General features: G+C 27.0%; 14 protein-coding genes. 5 read left to right on the top strand and 9 right to left on the bottom strand.

Annotated features, from left to right (window positions below; translation table 11 throughout):
- Positions 1 to 191 precede the first annotated feature (191 nt).
- The 6 genes from CLSA_RS19215 to CLSA_RS19240 all read right to left on the bottom strand — a co-directional run bounded on the left by CLSA_RS19215 (position 192) and on the right by CLSA_RS19240 (position 8,627).
- Complete coding sequence (locus CLSA_RS19215; RefSeq protein WP_022749382.1) at positions 192 to 2,141, bottom strand: DNA gyrase/topoisomerase IV subunit B; 1,950 nt, start codon at positions 2,139 to 2,141, stop codon at positions 192 to 194.
- Positions 2,142 to 2,461: 320 nt separating this feature from the next.
- Complete coding sequence (locus CLSA_RS19220) at positions 2,462 to 3,853, bottom strand: glycosyltransferase family 2 protein (RefSeq protein WP_022749385.1); 1,392 nt, start codon at positions 3,851 to 3,853, stop codon at positions 2,462 to 2,464.
- A 472-nt stretch (positions 3,854 to 4,325) separates the two neighbouring features.
- A complete protein-coding gene (locus CLSA_RS19225; RefSeq protein WP_041716828.1) occupies positions 4,326 to 4,937 on the bottom strand; it encodes a DUF2238 domain-containing protein in 612 nt (203 codons plus the stop codon).
- Positions 4,938 to 5,050: 113 nt separating this feature from the next.
- Positions 5,051 to 6,103 (bottom strand): rhomboid family intramembrane serine protease, encoded by a 1,053-nt coding sequence (locus CLSA_RS19230; RefSeq protein ID WP_022749391.1) that lies wholly within the window; start codon positions 6,101 to 6,103, stop codon positions 5,051 to 5,053.
- A 251-nt stretch (positions 6,104 to 6,354) separates the two neighbouring features.
- A complete protein-coding gene (gene pepF, locus CLSA_RS19235) occupies positions 6,355 to 8,139 on the bottom strand; it encodes an oligoendopeptidase F (RefSeq protein ID WP_022749395.1) in 1,785 nt (594 codons plus the stop codon).
- Positions 8,140 to 8,225: 86 nt separating this feature from the next.
- A complete protein-coding gene (locus CLSA_RS19240) occupies positions 8,226 to 8,627 on the bottom strand; it encodes a DUF6762 family protein (RefSeq protein ID WP_022749398.1) in 402 nt (133 codons plus the stop codon).
- A 275-nt stretch (positions 8,628 to 8,902) separates the two neighbouring features.
- On the opposite strand from CLSA_RS19240, the gene CLSA_RS19245 reads away from it, so the two are divergent.
- The 3 genes from CLSA_RS19245 (at position 8,903) to CLSA_RS19255 (ending at position 11,373) form a co-directional block, all read left to right on the top strand.
- Complete coding sequence (locus tag CLSA_RS19245; RefSeq protein ID WP_022749402.1) at positions 8,903 to 9,310, top strand: hypothetical protein; 408 nt, start codon at positions 8,903 to 8,905, stop codon at positions 9,308 to 9,310.
- Between the two features lie 474 nt (positions 9,311 to 9,784).
- Positions 9,785 to 10,456: a metal ABC transporter ATP-binding protein gene (locus CLSA_RS19250; RefSeq protein WP_022749406.1), complete on the top strand. Its 672-nt coding sequence runs from the start codon at positions 9,785 to 9,787 to the stop codon at positions 10,454 to 10,456.
- A 113-nt stretch (positions 10,457 to 10,569) separates the two neighbouring features.
- Positions 10,570 to 11,373, top strand: coding sequence for a metal ABC transporter permease (locus CLSA_RS19255; protein ID WP_022749409.1), 804 nt, complete (start codon positions 10,570 to 10,572; stop codon positions 11,371 to 11,373).
- A 646-nt stretch (positions 11,374 to 12,019) separates the two neighbouring features.
- On the opposite strand, the gene CLSA_RS19260 is transcribed toward CLSA_RS19255, so the two are convergent.
- Positions 12,020 to 12,433 carry a Fur family transcriptional regulator gene (locus CLSA_RS19260; protein WP_022749413.1) on the bottom strand — a complete coding sequence of 138 codons (414 nt, stop codon included), beginning with the start codon at positions 12,431 to 12,433 and terminating at the stop codon, positions 12,020 to 12,022.
- A gap of 58 nt (positions 12,434 to 12,491) precedes the next feature.
- Entirely contained in the window at positions 12,492 to 13,043 is a 552-nt protein-coding gene (locus CLSA_RS19265; RefSeq protein ID WP_022749417.1) for a manganese efflux pump MntP, read from the bottom strand.
- A gap of 311 nt (positions 13,044 to 13,354) precedes the next feature.
- On the opposite strand from CLSA_RS19265, the gene CLSA_RS19270 reads away from it, so the two are divergent.
- Positions 13,355 to 14,572 (top strand): 6-phosphofructokinase, encoded by a 1,218-nt coding sequence (locus tag CLSA_RS19270; RefSeq protein ID WP_022749421.1) that lies wholly within the window; start codon positions 13,355 to 13,357, stop codon positions 14,570 to 14,572.
- A 162-nt stretch (positions 14,573 to 14,734) separates the two neighbouring features.
- Here the strand turns inward: CLSA_RS19270 and CLSA_RS19275 are convergent, their stop codons facing one another.
- Positions 14,735 to 16,039 (bottom strand): aminotransferase class V-fold PLP-dependent enzyme, encoded by a 1,305-nt coding sequence (locus CLSA_RS19275; RefSeq protein WP_022749425.1) that lies wholly within the window; start codon positions 16,037 to 16,039, stop codon positions 14,735 to 14,737.
- A gap of 428 nt (positions 16,040 to 16,467) precedes the next feature.
- Here CLSA_RS19275 and CLSA_RS19280 point away from each other — a divergent pair, with 428 nt between their 5' ends.
- A complete protein-coding gene (locus CLSA_RS19280) occupies positions 16,468 to 16,941 on the top strand; it encodes a hypothetical protein (protein WP_022749428.1) in 474 nt (157 codons plus the stop codon).
- Positions 16,942 to 17,195: the final 254 nt, after the last annotated feature.

A 17,195-nucleotide genomic window follows, 5' to 3' on the forward strand; every position in this document is an offset into this window, starting at 1 on the left:
AAAAAAATAATCATGACATTCTAGACTTGTTATTTTCTTTCATGTGCCTTATTTCATAAATCAAGAATTTTGTAAATCAAAATTGATGAATGATTAGCAAGTAATTCTAAATGATTTAAGTATATTTTACTCTACAAAATTTAAATTTATTAGATGCATAGTACCCTTAATTCTTAATTTTTCATCCTTAATTAAAATTCTCCATATTTATACATATAGTTCTTTCTTGGTTCTACTACATCTCCCATAAGTAATGAAACCATCTTTTCAGCTTTAGCCGCATCTTCTATAGTAACTCTAAGAAGTGTTCTGCTTTCTGGATTTAGTGTAGTTTCCCATAATTGATCTGGGTTCATTTCTCCAAGTCCTTTGTATCTTTGAATTAATGCCCCTTTACCAACTTGTTTTTTAGCTTTATCTAAATCTTCATCACTATATGCATATTTTACTACGCTCTTACCTTTAGTTTCCTTATAAACCTTATATAAAGGCGGTTGCGCTAAATAAAGATGACCATTTGCAATTAATGGTCTCATATATCTATAAATATATGTCATCCATAAAGTTCTAATGTGATATCCATCTACATCAGCATCGCTCATTATTATTATTTTGTCATATTTTAATTCTTCTTCTTTGTAATTATCCAAAGTTCCAGTTCCAACAGCGGTATTAAATATTTTTAACTCTTCTGAAGCTAATACATTTTCAAGCTTTTGCTTTTCTGTATTCATTATTTTACCCTTTGAAGGCATTATAGTCTGAAATCTTCTATCTCTAGCTTGTTTAGCTGAACCTCCAGCAGAATCTCCTTCCACTACTATAAATTCATTTACTGATTTGTCTTTTAAAGTGCAAACTGCTACCTTTCCAGCAAGCGGTGCAGTTCCTTTACCAACCTTTTTCTTTTCAGCATCATTTATCTTTTTTATTTTATCTCTTCTCTTAGCGGCTTCTAATGCATTGTTTATTATTGTAGTTGCCAAAGTTTTATTATCTTCAATCCATTCTGAAAATTTAGTATAAACCAAATCATTCATCATAGTATATGCTTCTGGATTTCCAAGTTTAGTTTTAGTTTGACCTTCAAAAACAGGATTTGTGATCTTAATTCGAACAATAGCCGTCATACCTTCTCTTAGATCATCACCTTCAAATTCTTTATCTTTTTCTTTAACCAATCCAAGCTTTTTAGACCATTCTTTAAATGCCCTTGTCATCCCTGTTTTAAACCCAGTTTCATGAGTACCAGCTTCTGTAGTTGGTATGTTATTTACATAACTTGCAATGTATTCAGTGGTTGAATCTGTAAATTGCATACAGATTTCTCCATACATTTGAAGATTTCCAACAGTCCTTTCACCATCAAAAATTATAGGTGTTTCATGTATAACTGTTTTGCTTTCATTCAAATAATTTATAAAGTCTAAAAGACCATTTTCTGAATAATATTGTTTAGTTATTTCTTGTCCTTTTCTTGTGTCAATTAATTCTAATGTTATTCCTTTATTTTGGAATGCTAATTCTTGTAACCTTCCATCTATTATATCAAACTTAAAATCAGTTGTAGAAAATATTTCACTATCTGGTTTAAAAGTGACTTTTGTACCTGTCTTATTTGTTTTACCTATTATCTCTAATGATGTAACTGCTGTACCAGGCATATCTCTTTTTAATTCTTTATCATATGCATATTCAAATCTTTGTCTATATATATTACCATTTTGATAAACTTCAACTTCAACCCACTTTGATAAAGCATTTACAACAGCAGCACCAACACCATGCAAACCACCTGATGTCTTATAATTTTTATTATCAAATTTACCACCTGTATGTAATTCCGTATAAACCATTTCAACTCCTGATATCTTCTTTACAGGATGAATACCAGTTGGAATTCCTCTTCCATTATCTTGTATTGTTACACTTTTATCTTCATTCAATGTTACTATAACTTTATTTCCAAACCCGTTAGATATTTCATCTATGGAGTTATCAATTATTTCCCATATACAATGATGTAAGCCTTTGCTGCCTGTAGATCCTATATACATTCCTGGTCTTACTCTTACAGGCTCTAATTTTTCAAGGGATCTCAAATCCGTTACATCATAAGTATTAGTATTTTTTAATTCCATAAAACTCCTCCATTTTTGAACACCAGTTCTTTTTTTCGTAATTAATTTTAATTATATATCTCTTCATAAGCTGATTAATACATTCTCCAATATACTTTTTAAATTGTACACTAATGTAATTAAATATAAAAGTTTATTTTTAATTATTATATCTATCCTTATAATTCTTCTATTCTATAAAAATATACTTCCTTTAATGTTTAATGTCAAAATAATATGGAGTGTATTATTGCAATTGATCAATTGTAATAAACACTCCATATTTATAATTTATTAAAATAAATAAATTTAAAACTCTAACATTTTAATTTAAAATTGGTTTATACATCACATATTTCTATTTTTCTAACATGTTTAGTATGATTCCATTCTTTATTATTTTTATTTAATATACCTTGAATTGTAATTGGAATCCAAGTTAATGTATACAATGAATATAATAAAAATCTAAAGAATAATATTAAACTATCTTTTCCTAATAACACTCCTGTAAGTACTAAGAATATCAAATTATAACCTAAACTTATTCCCCAAACAATAACCCAATTGTGTACATTTAATGCTAAATAAGGTACTACAAAAACATTACTTGAATATAAAACTAACATACCTAAAAATGATTTTGTAACTTTCTTATCAATTGCCAAAATTAATGGTGTTATTAAAAATTGAATTACTGCAAGTATTTTGAATCCTACATCATTAAATAAATAATTTATTATGAATATATTTAATCCATGAGCAGAATTTGCTTGCATTATTGTTAATACACCTGATATACCTAATAATAATGTTACAAATGGTTGTAATACGTATAATGCACAATCAAAAATATAAAACTTTCTTTCTACTATTGATTTTTTTAATAATTTAAAGAAATATCTTGATGCAACATCAGTAAATCCTTGCATCCATCTTTTTCTTTGAGTCCATGACTGACCAAGTTTTAATGGTTTTTCATCATAGATGATAGCTTCATGAGCCCAGCCTACTTTTTCTCCATTTAATACAAGTTTACAAGTAAATTCTAAATCTTCTGTTAAACAAGTTGCTCCCCATCCTAATTCCTTTAGGGTAGCAGTTTCAATAGCAAATCCAGTTCCACCAATTTGATTAGAGAATCCAACATTTGCTCTAGCTAATTGGAACATTCTGTTTTGAGTCCAAAATGCGATTGAATAAGCTGCTGCTATCCATGAATCTGTTGGATTTTTACTATCTATATAGCCTTGTACAACTTTGTATCCATCTTGCAATTTACAATTGATTTCTTTTAAAAAGTTTCTATGTACAAGATTATCTGCATCAAATATAGCAATTGCATCATATTGTTTATCCATTTTAAATAACTTTGCAAACATCCATTCTAATGCGTAACCTTTTCCTCTTTTGTCTTTCGCAGTTCTTTCACAAACATTTACTCCATAGCCTTTAGCTATTTTCGCTGTATTATCTGTACAATTATCTGCAATAACGAAAATATCATACATATGTTTAGGATAATCGAGTTTTAACATACTTTCTATAAGACTACCAATAACAACTTCTTCATTATGAGCTGCAATTAACAATGCAAACTTATTTTTTGGTTCATAGTTTTTCTTTTCTTTTTTTGTAAAAAGTCCGAATATGCCCAATATTAAGTAATAACATGTTAAGGCAAAAACCAAAATTTGAAAAATAGCTGTTATGGTAAAAATATATTTTCCCATTACATTCACTCCTAATAACTAGATGAGAATAATCCTCATCTTTTATTTTATATATTTATTTCATACTATACCTACTTAATAATATTTCAATGGAAATAAAAAATCAACCCTTATTTCTTAAGATAAAATTATATTTTTTCATAATTTCATCTCTTAAGTTTTTTTCATCATTTTCATTTTGCATTCTAATTTTAAGCCTCTTTAGTTAAGCATATACTGTTTTTTCTTATAAAGATACCTGTTTTATACTTAGATAGTTTTCCACCAATACGTAAATTTATAATATTATTTTTCATAAATGAAAAAGTCTAAAGCACTTTCTATAATAGAATATGCATTAAACTTTCACTATAGAAATACACTTTTGAATTTATGTTTAGTTTAGGCAAATTTAAATCAATAACAAATCCACAGCAAATTGGACTTGTTATTGATTTTCACGTGCCTTATTTCAATATTCCCTGAACTTTATTCACTCTATTATTTCTTTTATTATTGTACTTAAAAATTTATTGTGCTTTCCTTTTGCAAATAAGTATATTGGAATTGCTGAAATTAATCCTCCTACTGTTCCACATATTATATCCGTCATTGTATCAATTAAACTATTTAATTGTGAATTTAATCCAAATAGCCTATCTGTTGTAAACTCCCAAATTTCCCATGTGCCTGCTAATGCAATTGCAAATATTACTGAGAAAAATACAACAAACATAGGATTTATTTTTTTTAAATATTCCTGGGTGAAATATGCAAATATAATAACTCCTATGAAACCTATAATAATTCCAGATATTAAATGCAGTATTTTATCATAATTTCCAATGTACGTATAAAAATTCAAAACATTTCCTAAATACATAGAGATGAATATAAAAATCAGTGTTGCCATATAGACAAATCTAGACTTTTTTAGAAATGTCACTTTAAAAAATAGTTTTGCTACAACAATAGTTATAAATATCAAAAATATTCTAGGCACTCTACTTCCACCTTGAAATATTGAATTATAACAAAATGTTATTAATAATATTATCAAAAATGCAAGTGTAAACGAATCATCATATGCTAACTTTTTTTTCATAATTTTATTTAGGTTTAAAGCTATTTTTAGTTTATAGTTTAAACCCATTCACCTCCTATAGCTGAATTTTTCTTTATTTTAGACATATGAAACAAAATAATAGGATAAATATGCTAACATATTTGTTTATTATTTTTTTGACTGTGCATTAGTTTATAAAATATATATCCTAATACTAGGCCTCCTATAATTCCACCTATGTGTGCAGAATTATCAATATTATTTAAGCTTAATCCTATAAATAAATTTATTGCTATTATTTGAAGTAAACTCGAAATATACTTTCTATTCAATTTTTTTCTTTCTATAATAGCAAATGCTAATAGTGCTCCCATAAGACCAAATATTGCTCCTGATGCACCAACTGATATACTATTAGGATTCATAATATAACTTAAACTTGTTGATGTAACACACGAAACAATATATATAATTAGATATCTGAATTTTCCATAGATTTGATCAATTTCAGGTCCTATAATATACAAAGAATACATATTTGATGCTATATGAATAAATCCCGAATGTAAAAAAGCACAAGTTATTAATCTCCAATATTCACCTTGCTGAATAAGATTATTGTATTTTGCCCCAAACTTTATTAAAACAGTATTGGTTATCGAATTTTTTATTTCATCAGGTATTTTCATTGAATATGATATGCCTAAATTATTAATGATATTCTGAATTGTTATTTCAGTAATAGCAAATAATATTATGTTTATTAATATTATTGTTAATGTAGGTATTTTATATTCTAAAAATTTAGTTTTAGATATTCCTTTTTTCGAGTTACTTAAATTATCAATATTATTTAGTAATATTCTTAATGGAATACATGACTCATCACATGAAATTATATTATAATTTTCTTTAAATATGACAATTTTATTTGCCATATTTAAAGAATCAATATTTTCGCCACTTGATAAGATAACCATATTTAATGAAAAAGGCTTTCCTAAAGTTTTTAAGTATTCCATTGCTTCATTATAATCTACATTTTTTTCTTCTTCATCACTTATCAAAACACAATATATTCCATCATTTAATTCTTTAATTGCAATAAAATTATTATTTTTTCTAAAATCACTATAATATTGCTTTATATAAAATTTTTCTCTTGTTATTAAGACTTCATAAAATTTTTTCCTAAAAGTATTCATATTATTCCTCGCTATAATAATAGTATCTAAAAAATAACAAGTAGGATTACTAGTCTATCTTAAAACCTGCACGAATGAATGTCCCTTAATATCTAATTCTGATATAAACATCCATTTGGCTTGTTATAATATAAAACATCGTATATTCTACTTGTCATTTTTTATGTTCCTATATACTAATCTAGGCCTATAGATAATTATCAATAAAGCTTAATAATTCATCAATACTTGCCTATTTGTAAAATAATTTTTTATCTATCTATCATATCTAATAATTCATTAAATCTTCTTAATGTAGCCTCTATAGGTTCATCTGTAGTCATATCTACTCCTGCATTTTTTAGAATATTTATTGGATAATCACTACCACCTGCTTTTAGGAATCCTTTATATTTTTCTACTGCATTCTCTTTTCCTTCTAAAATTGATTTTGCAAAAGCTGATGCAGCAGCATATCCTGTAGCATATTGGTATACATAAAAATCAGAATAAAAATGAGGAATTCTTGACCATTCAACATCTATTTCTTTATCTATTATTATTTCCTCTCCAAAATACTTAACATTTAAATCATGCCATACTTTATTATAATCCTCAGCTGTTAGTGGAATTCCTTTTTCTAAAGTTTCATGAGTATATAATTCAAATTCAGCAAACATTAATTGTCTAAATACTGTAGTTCGTATTTGCTCTAATTCTTGATTTATTAAATGAAGTTTCTTTCTTTCATCAGTTTCTTTATCTATTAAATAATGAATAAGCAATGACTCATTTGTTGTTGATGCAACTTCTGCACAGAATAATGTATATCCTGCATAATGATATGGCTGCTCTTTTCTTGAATAATATGAATGAATTGAGTGACCCATCTCATGGGCTAAGGTAGATACATCCTCTAGTTGGTTATTATAATTTAATAGCACATAAGGCATTGTGTCATATCCACCCCATGAATATGCTCCACCTCTTTTTCCTTTATTTTCGTATATATCTATCCAACCATCATTTATACCACTTTCAAATATGTTTAAGTATTCCTCACCTAAAGGTTTTAGTGCATCTAATACTACTTTTACTCCATCATTAAATTCAACTTTTTCTTTTTGTACTTCTATGACTGGGACATATAGATCATACATATGAATTTCATCTAATCCTAATAATTTTTTCTTTATACTGACATATCTATGAAGTGAACTAAGATTATTATTCATTACCTTTATCGCATTTTTATAAACATCTAAAGGAATATTATTAGGTTTTAGTGATGCTTCTAAAGCACTATTATATTTTCTCACCTTGCTGCTAAAATTAAAACTTTTAATTGAGCAAGATAATGATGTTGCTAAAGTATTTTTTAACTTACTATATTCTCCAAACAACTTTTCAAATGCTGCTTTTCTTACCTCTCTATTCTTACTTCTTATAAACTCAGAATAATTACCTTCTGTAAGTTCTATTTCATTTCCATCTTCATCATTTATCTTACCAAAAGTCATGTCTGCATTAGTTAATATATTGTGTATTGCTGAAGGTGCATCTAAACAATCTGATGCCGCTGCTAATAATTCTTCCATATCTTTTGATAATATATGAGGTTTTTCTTTTAATATATCTTCAAATGAGAATTTATATTCCTTTAATTCATCTATTCTTTCTATTTCTTTCTTAATGAATTCTTCTTCCAAATTTAATATCTCTGGCACGAAAAAAGCAGTATAACTCGCAAGTTCAGCCATATATATATCAATTTTGCTCATTAACCCTTGATAAGTAGCATTTGAAGTATCTTCATCAGACTTTAAATGTGCATAAATATATAGTTTTTCTGCTTTTCTTGATATTTTTTCATTTAACTTTAAATATTCTAAAATTTTTTCTCCATTAGTTAATTTACCTGAATAATCTTTTAAAGTAACAGCCTCACTTTTTAAAACTTGAAAATCTTTTTCCCACTCTTCAATATTTTTAAATACTTTATCTACATTCCATTTAAATTTATTATCAATTTCTTCTCTCTTTTTTAATTCACCCATATTAATCTCCTTCCTTTTGCGATACATATAAAGAAAATAATAATCTAATATATGTATCACTTTATATCTAAATTATTAATTTAAAATTATTCTTGATACTCATTTTCTTTTCCTTGTATTGCTTCAAGTACTGCCTCAATTTCCCTTTCTATTAACGAAACACATTCATTAATTTTTTCTTTCATTACTGTATGATCATCCTCATATTTAAATTTTATTATGTATGTAGGATTGTATTCCTCTAAATCTTCTTCCAATTCGTATCCTTTTTCTGTAAATGCTTCTTCATTAAATAAATCATATATTGCAGAGTATTCCCATTCTTCTACATTTTTATTTGTATCAAAATACATATATACAGTTCCATCCAACACATAAAGTTTCTTTACAAACAAAGCTCCTTCATTAACTTCAAAACTTCCTAATTCTTCTTTTATAAATCCCGTTTCCTTATCTTTTTCAATTAATACTAAACTTGAAAAATCCATAATCGCACCATCCTATTAATTCTTATTTTTTGTATACTGATTCTATTTTCATATACTCGTAATATTTATACATTTTATGTTGAGCAATTTTAATACAAATATACTCTCAATTTTCTAAATTATTGTATAATATAGAATTATATCAAAAAAGGCATTTTATAACCATCCTATAATACATGCCTGTTAATATTTATAATATATAAATACTATTTAGTTTTTCTTTCTGTAAATATATGGTAATATTTTCTTATAATATACTATTTAAGGAGGTACTTATGATGAATAACAATTTATTATATTTAAAAAAGTATTCTACTAATTACAAAAAAAATAAAAAATCTAAAAGCAGATTAGTATCATCAAAAAATCCAAACTTATTGCCTTCAATCTGTTTAATAATTATTATTTTGACTGCAATGTTTATAACAAGAACTAAATATATATGCAATAACTCAAAAAATCTTCAATTTGCAGCAGAATACAATTTAACTACAGGGTTTTCTTCAAAAAATAAACTCCTTAGAGTTCAAACAATGTCTTTAATATCATCTGATGAAGAAAGTGCAACTATCGAAGCATTTGGTCTTTGCAAATCAGCGCCTCATAAAAGTACTACAATTAGGGCAAGCTTCAAAAGAGATAGTGATAGAACTTGGTACTTAGATGAAATTTTAGATAGTTAACTTAACTACATTAAATAAAATATTAACTTTAAAGATACTATGTACATTTTTATATATTAAACTTATACGCTTAGTTTAGGCACGTAAAAATAAATAACAAGTCCAATTTGCCGTGCACCATGATGGAAAATAGGCTGGTGAATGGACTTGTTATTTATTTGAATGTGCCTTATATATCGATCTTACTTATATATAAAGTATTATATGTCTCCCCCCAATATCCTTCGTATTGTTTTTCTATCTTCTTTAGTTCATACTTGCAAATCATTTGCAAAAAAGTATATAATGGAATCATGTTTCAGGCACAATCAAAAAAATAATAGACCAGTATGCTTGCCTATTTTGCGTCATACTGCGTCAGTAAAATTTACTAATAGGCCCACTATGAGCTAATTTTACTTTCTTGCCTGACACTAAATATGCGTCGCATCTTTGGTCTATTATTTTTTTTCATATGCCTTAAGGAGTGATTTCGTGATTACAATAAAAAATTTATCATTTTCATATGTAAAAGGTTCAAATTTATTAACAGATATAAATCTTGAAATTCCTAATGGAATTTACTTATCCATACTTGGCGAAAATGGAAGCTGCAAAAGCACATTAATAAAATTAATTCTTGGACTTTTAAAACCTGATTCTGGATTAATTAATTTATCTACTAATAAAATTTCGTATGTTGCGCAAAGATTAGATAACTTCAATGCGGAATTTCCAATAACGGTTAAAGAAGTTTTATCATGCCATGCCAAAGCTATTGGTATTAAAAATTATAAAAATATTGAAAATTCTTTAGAAAAAGTTAATATGGTGCATTTTAAAAACAATCTAATTGGAAATTTATCTGGTGGCCAACAGCAAAGAGTATTTATTGGAAGAGCATTGATTGGTGATCCTGATTTAATAATATTAGATGAACCTTCAACTGGAATAGATGAAAAAAGTCAGAATGAAATTTATCCATTACTACAAGCTTTAAATAAAGATCTAGGCAAAACTATAATTTCTGTTGAACATAATACAAAAACTGCATTAAAATATTCAACTCATATTTTAAGAATAGAAAATGGAATTATGAAATTATATACTACAGCCGATTTTATAAATAATCTAGATGATGATAGTTCTTTTTCCGACATAATATAGTCATGAGAAAGAACAGACAATGCTTTGAAATTACTTAAATATACATATAATTTGAGCAATTTATTAAGGCACAATCAAAAAATAATTTCTTTAAATTTAGGAAGGTATACTATATGTTTGAATTAAGTTTTATGCAAAATGCATTTATAGGTGGATTTATTGTTTCTATTCTTTGTCCGTTCATTGGGCTTTTCATTGTACTTAGGCGTTATTCTATGATTGGGGATACTTTATCTCACTCATCATTTGCAGGTGTTGCAATTGGTCTTGTTATAGGTACAAATCCACTTTTAACTGCTTTTTTATTCACTACAATTTGTGCTCTTGTAATAGAATTTTTGCGTACTTATTATAAAAAATACGCTGAACTTGTAATGTCAATTGTTTTAACTTTGAGTTTAGGTATAGCCATTATTTTAATAAGTACTGGTAAAGCTTCAGCTAAAGTAGATTCATTTTTATTCGGTAGCATTTTAACTGTTACAAAATCTGATATTGTTTTAATGAGTATAGTTGGCGGAATTTGTTTTCTAGCTCTTATATTTCTTTACAATAAATTGATTTATGTTACTTTCGATGAAAATGCTGCAAAAACTACTGGTATAAATGTAAAACTGATTAATTATATATTTACTTTACTTGTTGGTGCTACAATTTCTCTATCAATAAGGGTTATGGGAATCCTTGTTGTTTCATCAATAATTGTAGTTCCAGTAGCAACCGCAATGCAATTAAAAAAAGGGTTCACTAAAACACTAATATTTTCAATAATATTAGGATTTTTAGATGTTATGGCTGGACTTGTGCTATCTTACTATATTGATAGTGCTCCAGGAGGAACAATAGCACTAACTTCAGTTATAATGTTACTTATAACACTATCATTTAAAAGATTCTGTAATTATGAATGTTCATAATTATATAAACAACTTAAAATTTAAGATTATAGTGTAACCCACCGAAAGAAGCTGTATTCTTTTTCTCGGTTGCTAAATAATTGAGATGTGGATTTCTACCAGCAGAAATTGTTCAATTTCTGCATGCTCCTCAATCAAGTTGAGGACAAGCAAAAATCGAACAACTTCTACTGAAGAAATACCTACAGCTCAATTATACATGCAACGCTCCGAAAAAGAATACAGCTTCTTTCTAGTTTGGATATATTACAAAACCTAAATTTACATCTATACTAGAAATCAGGAATATTTTTGTGTAGTAGACATTTGAAAATGAGCTGTTAAATGTTATTAATAGGTTTTATCACACTAAACAGAAGAAGCATGTTTAAATGGACTTGTTATTTATTTGATTGTGCCTTATTAGCCTTATACTTTAAAATATATTCCTAACTAGAAATAAATGGTACTCTTTTGTGTAGTGTTACTTTGAGAAAATGACTATAGGATTTCTTTATCATAAGTTGTTCCATTCTTGCATGTTCCTTAACCTGTTTAAGGAACATGCAGGAATGAGCACAACTTATGATGTTAGAAATCCAAAGTCATTTTCTCTAGTAACCGGAACAAAAGAGTACCATTTATTTCGGTTGATCACATGATATATTTAATGCTTTTTCTTACAATCTTTGCATATGCCTTTCATTATTAAATCATGATTAGTTAATGTAAATCCTGTTGTATTTTGAACCATTTCTTCTATCTGACTCATTGGACATGGAATTTCAACTTCCTTATGACATATATCACATTCTAAATAATGTCTGTGAGTCTTTCCTCTAAGTTTATATGCAAACACTCCATCATTAAGCGTTATTTTTTCAGTAATTTGCTTTTCTTCAAATAATTCTAATGTTCTATAAACAGTGCTTAAATTTATATTTATATTATTATCTCTATTAATTTGATATATTTTTTCAGCAGATAAACTATTTTGTGAATTTTTTAATATATTTAATATTTCAACTCGTCCTTTAGTAATTTTAATACCTTTTTGTTTTAGAAATTCTTTTGGTTCCATTTTTATATCCCCTAACAACTAAATATTAAATATATTATATCATATATAAATAATTTCCCTAACTAAATATCATTTTTAATCCAAAACAAATTAATGCTGCTCCTCCAAACAAGTTTGCGTATTTGGTTATAAAATTTATCTTTTTAATATATTTACAAATAAAAAATGCTAGAGTACAAAAAAATAACGTAATTAATCCAATTAAAATGGAATCAACGCAAAGTAATAAATTTAATGTAATTTTGTGAAATGCAGTAAATCCTATTACTAATGCATCTATACTAACTGATATTCCTAATATTATGCATGTACTATTTTTTACAAGGCATTGGTTATCTTTTTCCTTAAATCCATCCATTATAATAATACTACCTACAATTGCCATGATTATTCCTCCTGCAATTTTAGGTATGCTAACAATATAAGTATCAAATAAATAACCTAGACTTCCTCCTGCGTATGTAAATAAAAATTGAAAAAATGCAAATGATAGTATAAATTTTATCTTATGTCTCCTAGTAAGTATTGGATTCAATCCAACACTTAAAGATACACCAAAAGCATCCATAGCTAATGCTATTCCTATAATTATAACATCATATAAAATCATGATTTTCACTCTCCCTTCACATATTATAAATATATCAACTCGCCAATGTAAATTATCAACTTAATATATAATTCAGCATAATTTAGATTTAGAATATAGCTTCTTTGGATAAGTTATATACTAAATCTAAATTCTAAATTGTTTATCCATATACTCTATAATAATAAAAATATTTTAGATATATGCAAAAAATTTATAAAAAAGCTTTTAATAATATTTTTTTTATTGTATATTATTAAATAGAGTATTACGATAACTAAGTAGTATATCACATTTATACTACTCAGTTTAAACAACGAGGAGGAAGTTTCATGTCAAATTGCATAGTAGCTCAATCAGGAGGTCCAACATCGGTAATCAATTCTAGTGTTGTAGGCCTTTTAAATGCGAATAAGAAACTTAAAGCTTTTGATAAAGTATATGGTGGTTTAAATGGTATTGAGGGTATATTGAACAAAAATATAATTGATCTTTCATCAATATCAGATGAAGAAATAGATCATTTTAGATTTACTCCGTCATCAGGACTAGGTTCTTGTAGATATAAATTAAGTGATATAGATTCTTGTAGTCAAGAATATGAAAATCTAATTAACATTCTTAAAGAATATGATATAACATCATTTTTCTATGTTGGCGGTAATGATTCCATGGATACCATCGCTAAACTTTCAAAGTATGCAAGAATTAATAAAATTGATATAAAATTCATAGGTATTCCAAAAACTATTGATAATGATTTAATGTTCACTGATCATACTCCTGGTTTTGGTAGTGCAGCTAAATTTATTGGTACTTCTGTACTTGAAACCTATTTAGATGCATCTGTTTATGTCAACAATGGTATATTTATTCTAGAAACCATGGGAAGAGATACTGGCTGGTTAGCTGCATCAAGCTGCCTTGCAAAACTTGACAACAAATCAGTAGTTGATTTTATTTATCTTCCAGAATCTGCTTTTGATAAGGATCAATTTCTTAGAGATGTTAAACAAAGATTTGAAGAACAAAACAAAGTGTACATAGTAGTTTCTGAAGGTATAAGAGATAAAAATGGTAAGTTTATTTCTGAATTACAATGTTCGTCTCAAGATAAGTTCGGACATGCTCAACTAGGCGGAGTTGGGAATTACTTAAAAAACTTAATTATAGAATCAGGAATAACTTCACGAGTAAAATCATTAGAACTTGGCATTCTTCAACGCTGTGCAATGCACTGTGCTTCATACACAGATTTAACAGAAGCGTTTAAAGTTGGTGAGTTAGCATTAATTCACGCTGCTGAAGGTGAAACTGGTAAGATGGTTGCAATTAACAGAGATTCAAACGAACCTTATACTGTATCATATTCTCTAGTTGATTCAGATAAGGTAGCTAATCACGTAAGTTATTTCCCTAGTGAATGGATTAATGAAGCTGGTAACTTCGTAACTGAAGAAGCATATTCTTACTTTAAGCCTTTAATAAAGGATCTTCCTAATCTAGCACTTAAAGGTAACTTACCAAAATATAAAGTATTTAATCAATAAATTATAGATAAACAATTTAAACTTATTATATAATTTGCCGAAAGAAGCTGTATAAATAATGGTGGTGTAAGATTAAATTAGCATCTTGCACCACCATTAAAAATTCTATAATATTTAATGTGTCCTTATTACTGATTTTTAATAAATTTTGTAAAGCTTTTTTTATTTAAGTTTACCTGAAGAAATATCCTCTACGACATTTAAAAATAAATCTACTTCATCCTCTGTATTATACAATGCAAAACTTAATCTTATCATTCCAAGCATTTTCTTTGAAGGATTCTCTAAAAATTCTTTTGCTTCTGCTTCACTTGCATGCATAAGTCTTCTACAATAAGGATGTGCACAGAACCATCCATGTCTAACAGAAATACCTCTTTTTTTAGCTAAAATATTTGCTACATCATGATGATACATATTCTCTATATTAAATGTTGCTATTCCTAATCTATCATCTATATTTACTGTATCGCCATAATTTATTACTTTTGGAATGTTGCTTAACCCATCTAAAGTATGCTTTAAAAGAATATCTTCATGCTTTTCAATATACTCATATCCAATTGTGTTAATAACTCTTAGAGAATTAATTAGTGCCATTACTCCTAGAAAGTTTGGAGTACCTGCTTCATCTTTTTCTGGTGGAGAAAGATAAGTAACTTTATTATCAAGTACTAAATCTACTGTTCCTCCACCTGCATAATCAGGATCTACATTTTCAAATTCTTGTTTCAAACCAATTATTACTCCAATACCAAATGGCGAATATATCTTGTGCGATGAAAAAACTAAAAAATCAATATCCTCATCTTCTGTTTCTCCAGAAATGTTAATCTTTCTATGGGGCACTAATTGTGCACCATCTACAATTAATTTAGCATCATATCTATGAACTAGTTTTGCTATAGAATGAATATCATTAATATATCCTGTTACATTGGAGGCTCCAGTAAGAGATACATACTTTACCCTACCGTAATTCTTCTTTAGTTTTTGTTCCAATTCTTCAATCTTAAGCCTTCCTTGTTCATCGACTTCAACATAATCAACATTTCCTCTTTTTCTCCATGGTAAATCATTTGAGTGATGCTCCATTCTTGAAGTTATTACTATATCATTTTCTTCTTTTTTAAGGGTTCTAGCTAATTTATTAATACCTTCTGTTGTATTATTTACATAAATGACTACATATTTATCTTTATTTTTTATATTAAAAAAATCCTTAATAAATCTTCTGGATTCTTGATACAAATTAGTTGTTATTTCTGCTTTTTGACCAGTTCCTCTTCCTATCGAAGCATAAGTATTGCTTAATTTTTCAATATAATCAATGCTTGACTTAATAGGTGGAGTTGTAGCCGCATTATCAAAATTTATTCCATCTATGCAATGTCCATTTGAATCACATACTTTTTCATCTAATCCTATAAATAAATCTTTGATATTTTTTTTCTCTTTTATCCTCATATGCATCTCCTCCAATATATCTTATTCATTGGAGATATTTATTGTGCAATTTAAGTGAAAATCAAGGATTTGCCTATCTCCTTTTAATTTTGAATTCTAAAAATAATTAATACTAACTTATAATTTTCTTTATAAATTTTATACTACCAATATCGAATATAATATATTCATATTTAAACAAAAATATTTAAATTGTATTTCAAAATCCTGTACTATATATATTTATGCATTCATATTATTAAAGGTAACAATTAGTGATTTTTATTCATATATTTATATTTAAGCATATTCAAAAAATAGTAAGTCACTCTGATAATAATCCCCATTAAGGAAGACATGCTTCCTTGCATAATAAAAATATACATTGAATAATAGACTCATTATTTTCTTTTATATGCCTTATAATTAAGTTATTTGGAGGTAAATAAATGAAACCTGACAAAAAATACATGTCTCAAATTAGTAAAAATGATACTAATGAATTTAACTTTATTCCACCAGTATTTAATGCAAGCCTTTTTAGAGATGAAAGTCTAAAAAACAATAGCAACTATGATGATTACTCATCAAATTTATTTCCACCAGAAACACAATCTTCTGAAGCACGTTGTTGTTATAATGATTTTGACGATTATTCAAATGAAAATTCTAATACTACTTACAATAGCATCATGCCTAGCCCATTTGATATTTTAAGGAATTTTGATCTTGACTTAGATGAAACAACAGACTTAGAAAGAAATTGTTATAATACTGATGTAGATAAAATATATTTAGAAATCCAACAAAACAATCCTGGTGTTTTATCTACATTATGTGAATATGGCATTCCATGCCCAATTTCTAAAGTAATTATTAAGCGTTTAATAAAATTATCGCTACTATATTGCAATAAAAAATAGTTAGTTGATTATATAATTTTGTTCAAAATTATTGATAGTATAAGATTTTTGATACAATGCCTAATAATCTAAATGTGTTAAATAAATAATTTCATTTATTTAGGCACAATCAAAAAAATAACAAGTCCATCTGTCAAGCTTATTTCATACCAGAGGAAGCTCGACTCTCTATGAGACTAATTTGCTTCCTTACCTGATGAAAAACAATCTTGGCATTTTGTACTTGTTCTTTTCTTTCATGTGCCTTAAAATCT

It is taken from the genome of Clostridium saccharobutylicum DSM 13864 (assembly GCF_000473995.1).
GTDB lineage: Bacteria > Bacillota > Clostridia > Clostridiales > Clostridiaceae > Clostridium > Clostridium saccharobutylicum.

What these genes read in the sequence shown, in the direction of transcription:
- CLSA_RS19275 (WP_022749425.1), bottom strand. Translation starts at nt 16,039, where the DNA reads ATGAGGATAAAAGAGAAAAAAAATATCAAAGATTTATTTATAGGATTA.
- CLSA_RS19220 (WP_022749385.1), bottom strand. Translation starts at nt 3,853, where the DNA reads ATGGGAAAATATATTTTTACCATAACAGCTATTTTTCAAATTTTGGTT.
- CLSA_RS19240 (WP_022749398.1), bottom strand. Translation starts at nt 8,627, where the DNA reads ATGGATTTTTCAAGTTTAGTATTAATTGAAAAAGATAAGGAAACGGGA.
- CLSA_RS19255 (WP_022749409.1), top strand. Translation starts at nt 10,570, where the DNA reads ATGTTTGAATTAAGTTTTATGCAAAATGCATTTATAGGTGGATTTATT.
- CLSA_RS19245 (WP_022749402.1), top strand. Translation starts at nt 8,903, where the DNA reads ATGATGAATAACAATTTATTATATTTAAAAAAGTATTCTACTAATTAC.
- CLSA_RS19265 (WP_022749417.1), bottom strand. Translation starts at nt 13,043, where the DNA reads ATGATTTTATATGATGTTATAATTATAGGAATAGCATTAGCTATGGAT.
- CLSA_RS19230 (WP_022749391.1), bottom strand. Translation starts at nt 6,103, where the DNA reads ATGAATACTTTTAGGAAAAAATTTTATGAAGTCTTAATAACAAGAGAA.
- CLSA_RS19270 (WP_022749421.1), top strand. Translation starts at nt 13,355, where the DNA reads ATGTCAAATTGCATAGTAGCTCAATCAGGAGGTCCAACATCGGTAATC.
- CLSA_RS19225 (WP_041716828.1), bottom strand. Translation starts at nt 4,937, where the DNA reads ATGAAAAAAAAGTTAGCATATGATGATTCGTTTACACTTGCATTTTTG.
- CLSA_RS19260 (WP_022749413.1), bottom strand. Translation starts at nt 12,433, where the DNA reads ATGGAACCAAAAGAATTTCTAAAACAAAAAGGTATTAAAATTACTAAA.
- pepF (WP_022749395.1), bottom strand. Translation starts at nt 8,139, where the DNA reads ATGGGTGAATTAAAAAAGAGAGAAGAAATTGATAATAAATTTAAATGG.
- CLSA_RS19280 (WP_022749428.1), top strand. Translation starts at nt 16,468, where the DNA reads ATGAAACCTGACAAAAAATACATGTCTCAAATTAGTAAAAATGATACT.
- CLSA_RS19215 (WP_022749382.1), bottom strand. Translation starts at nt 2,141, where the DNA reads ATGGAATTAAAAAATACTAATACTTATGATGTAACGGATTTGAGATCC.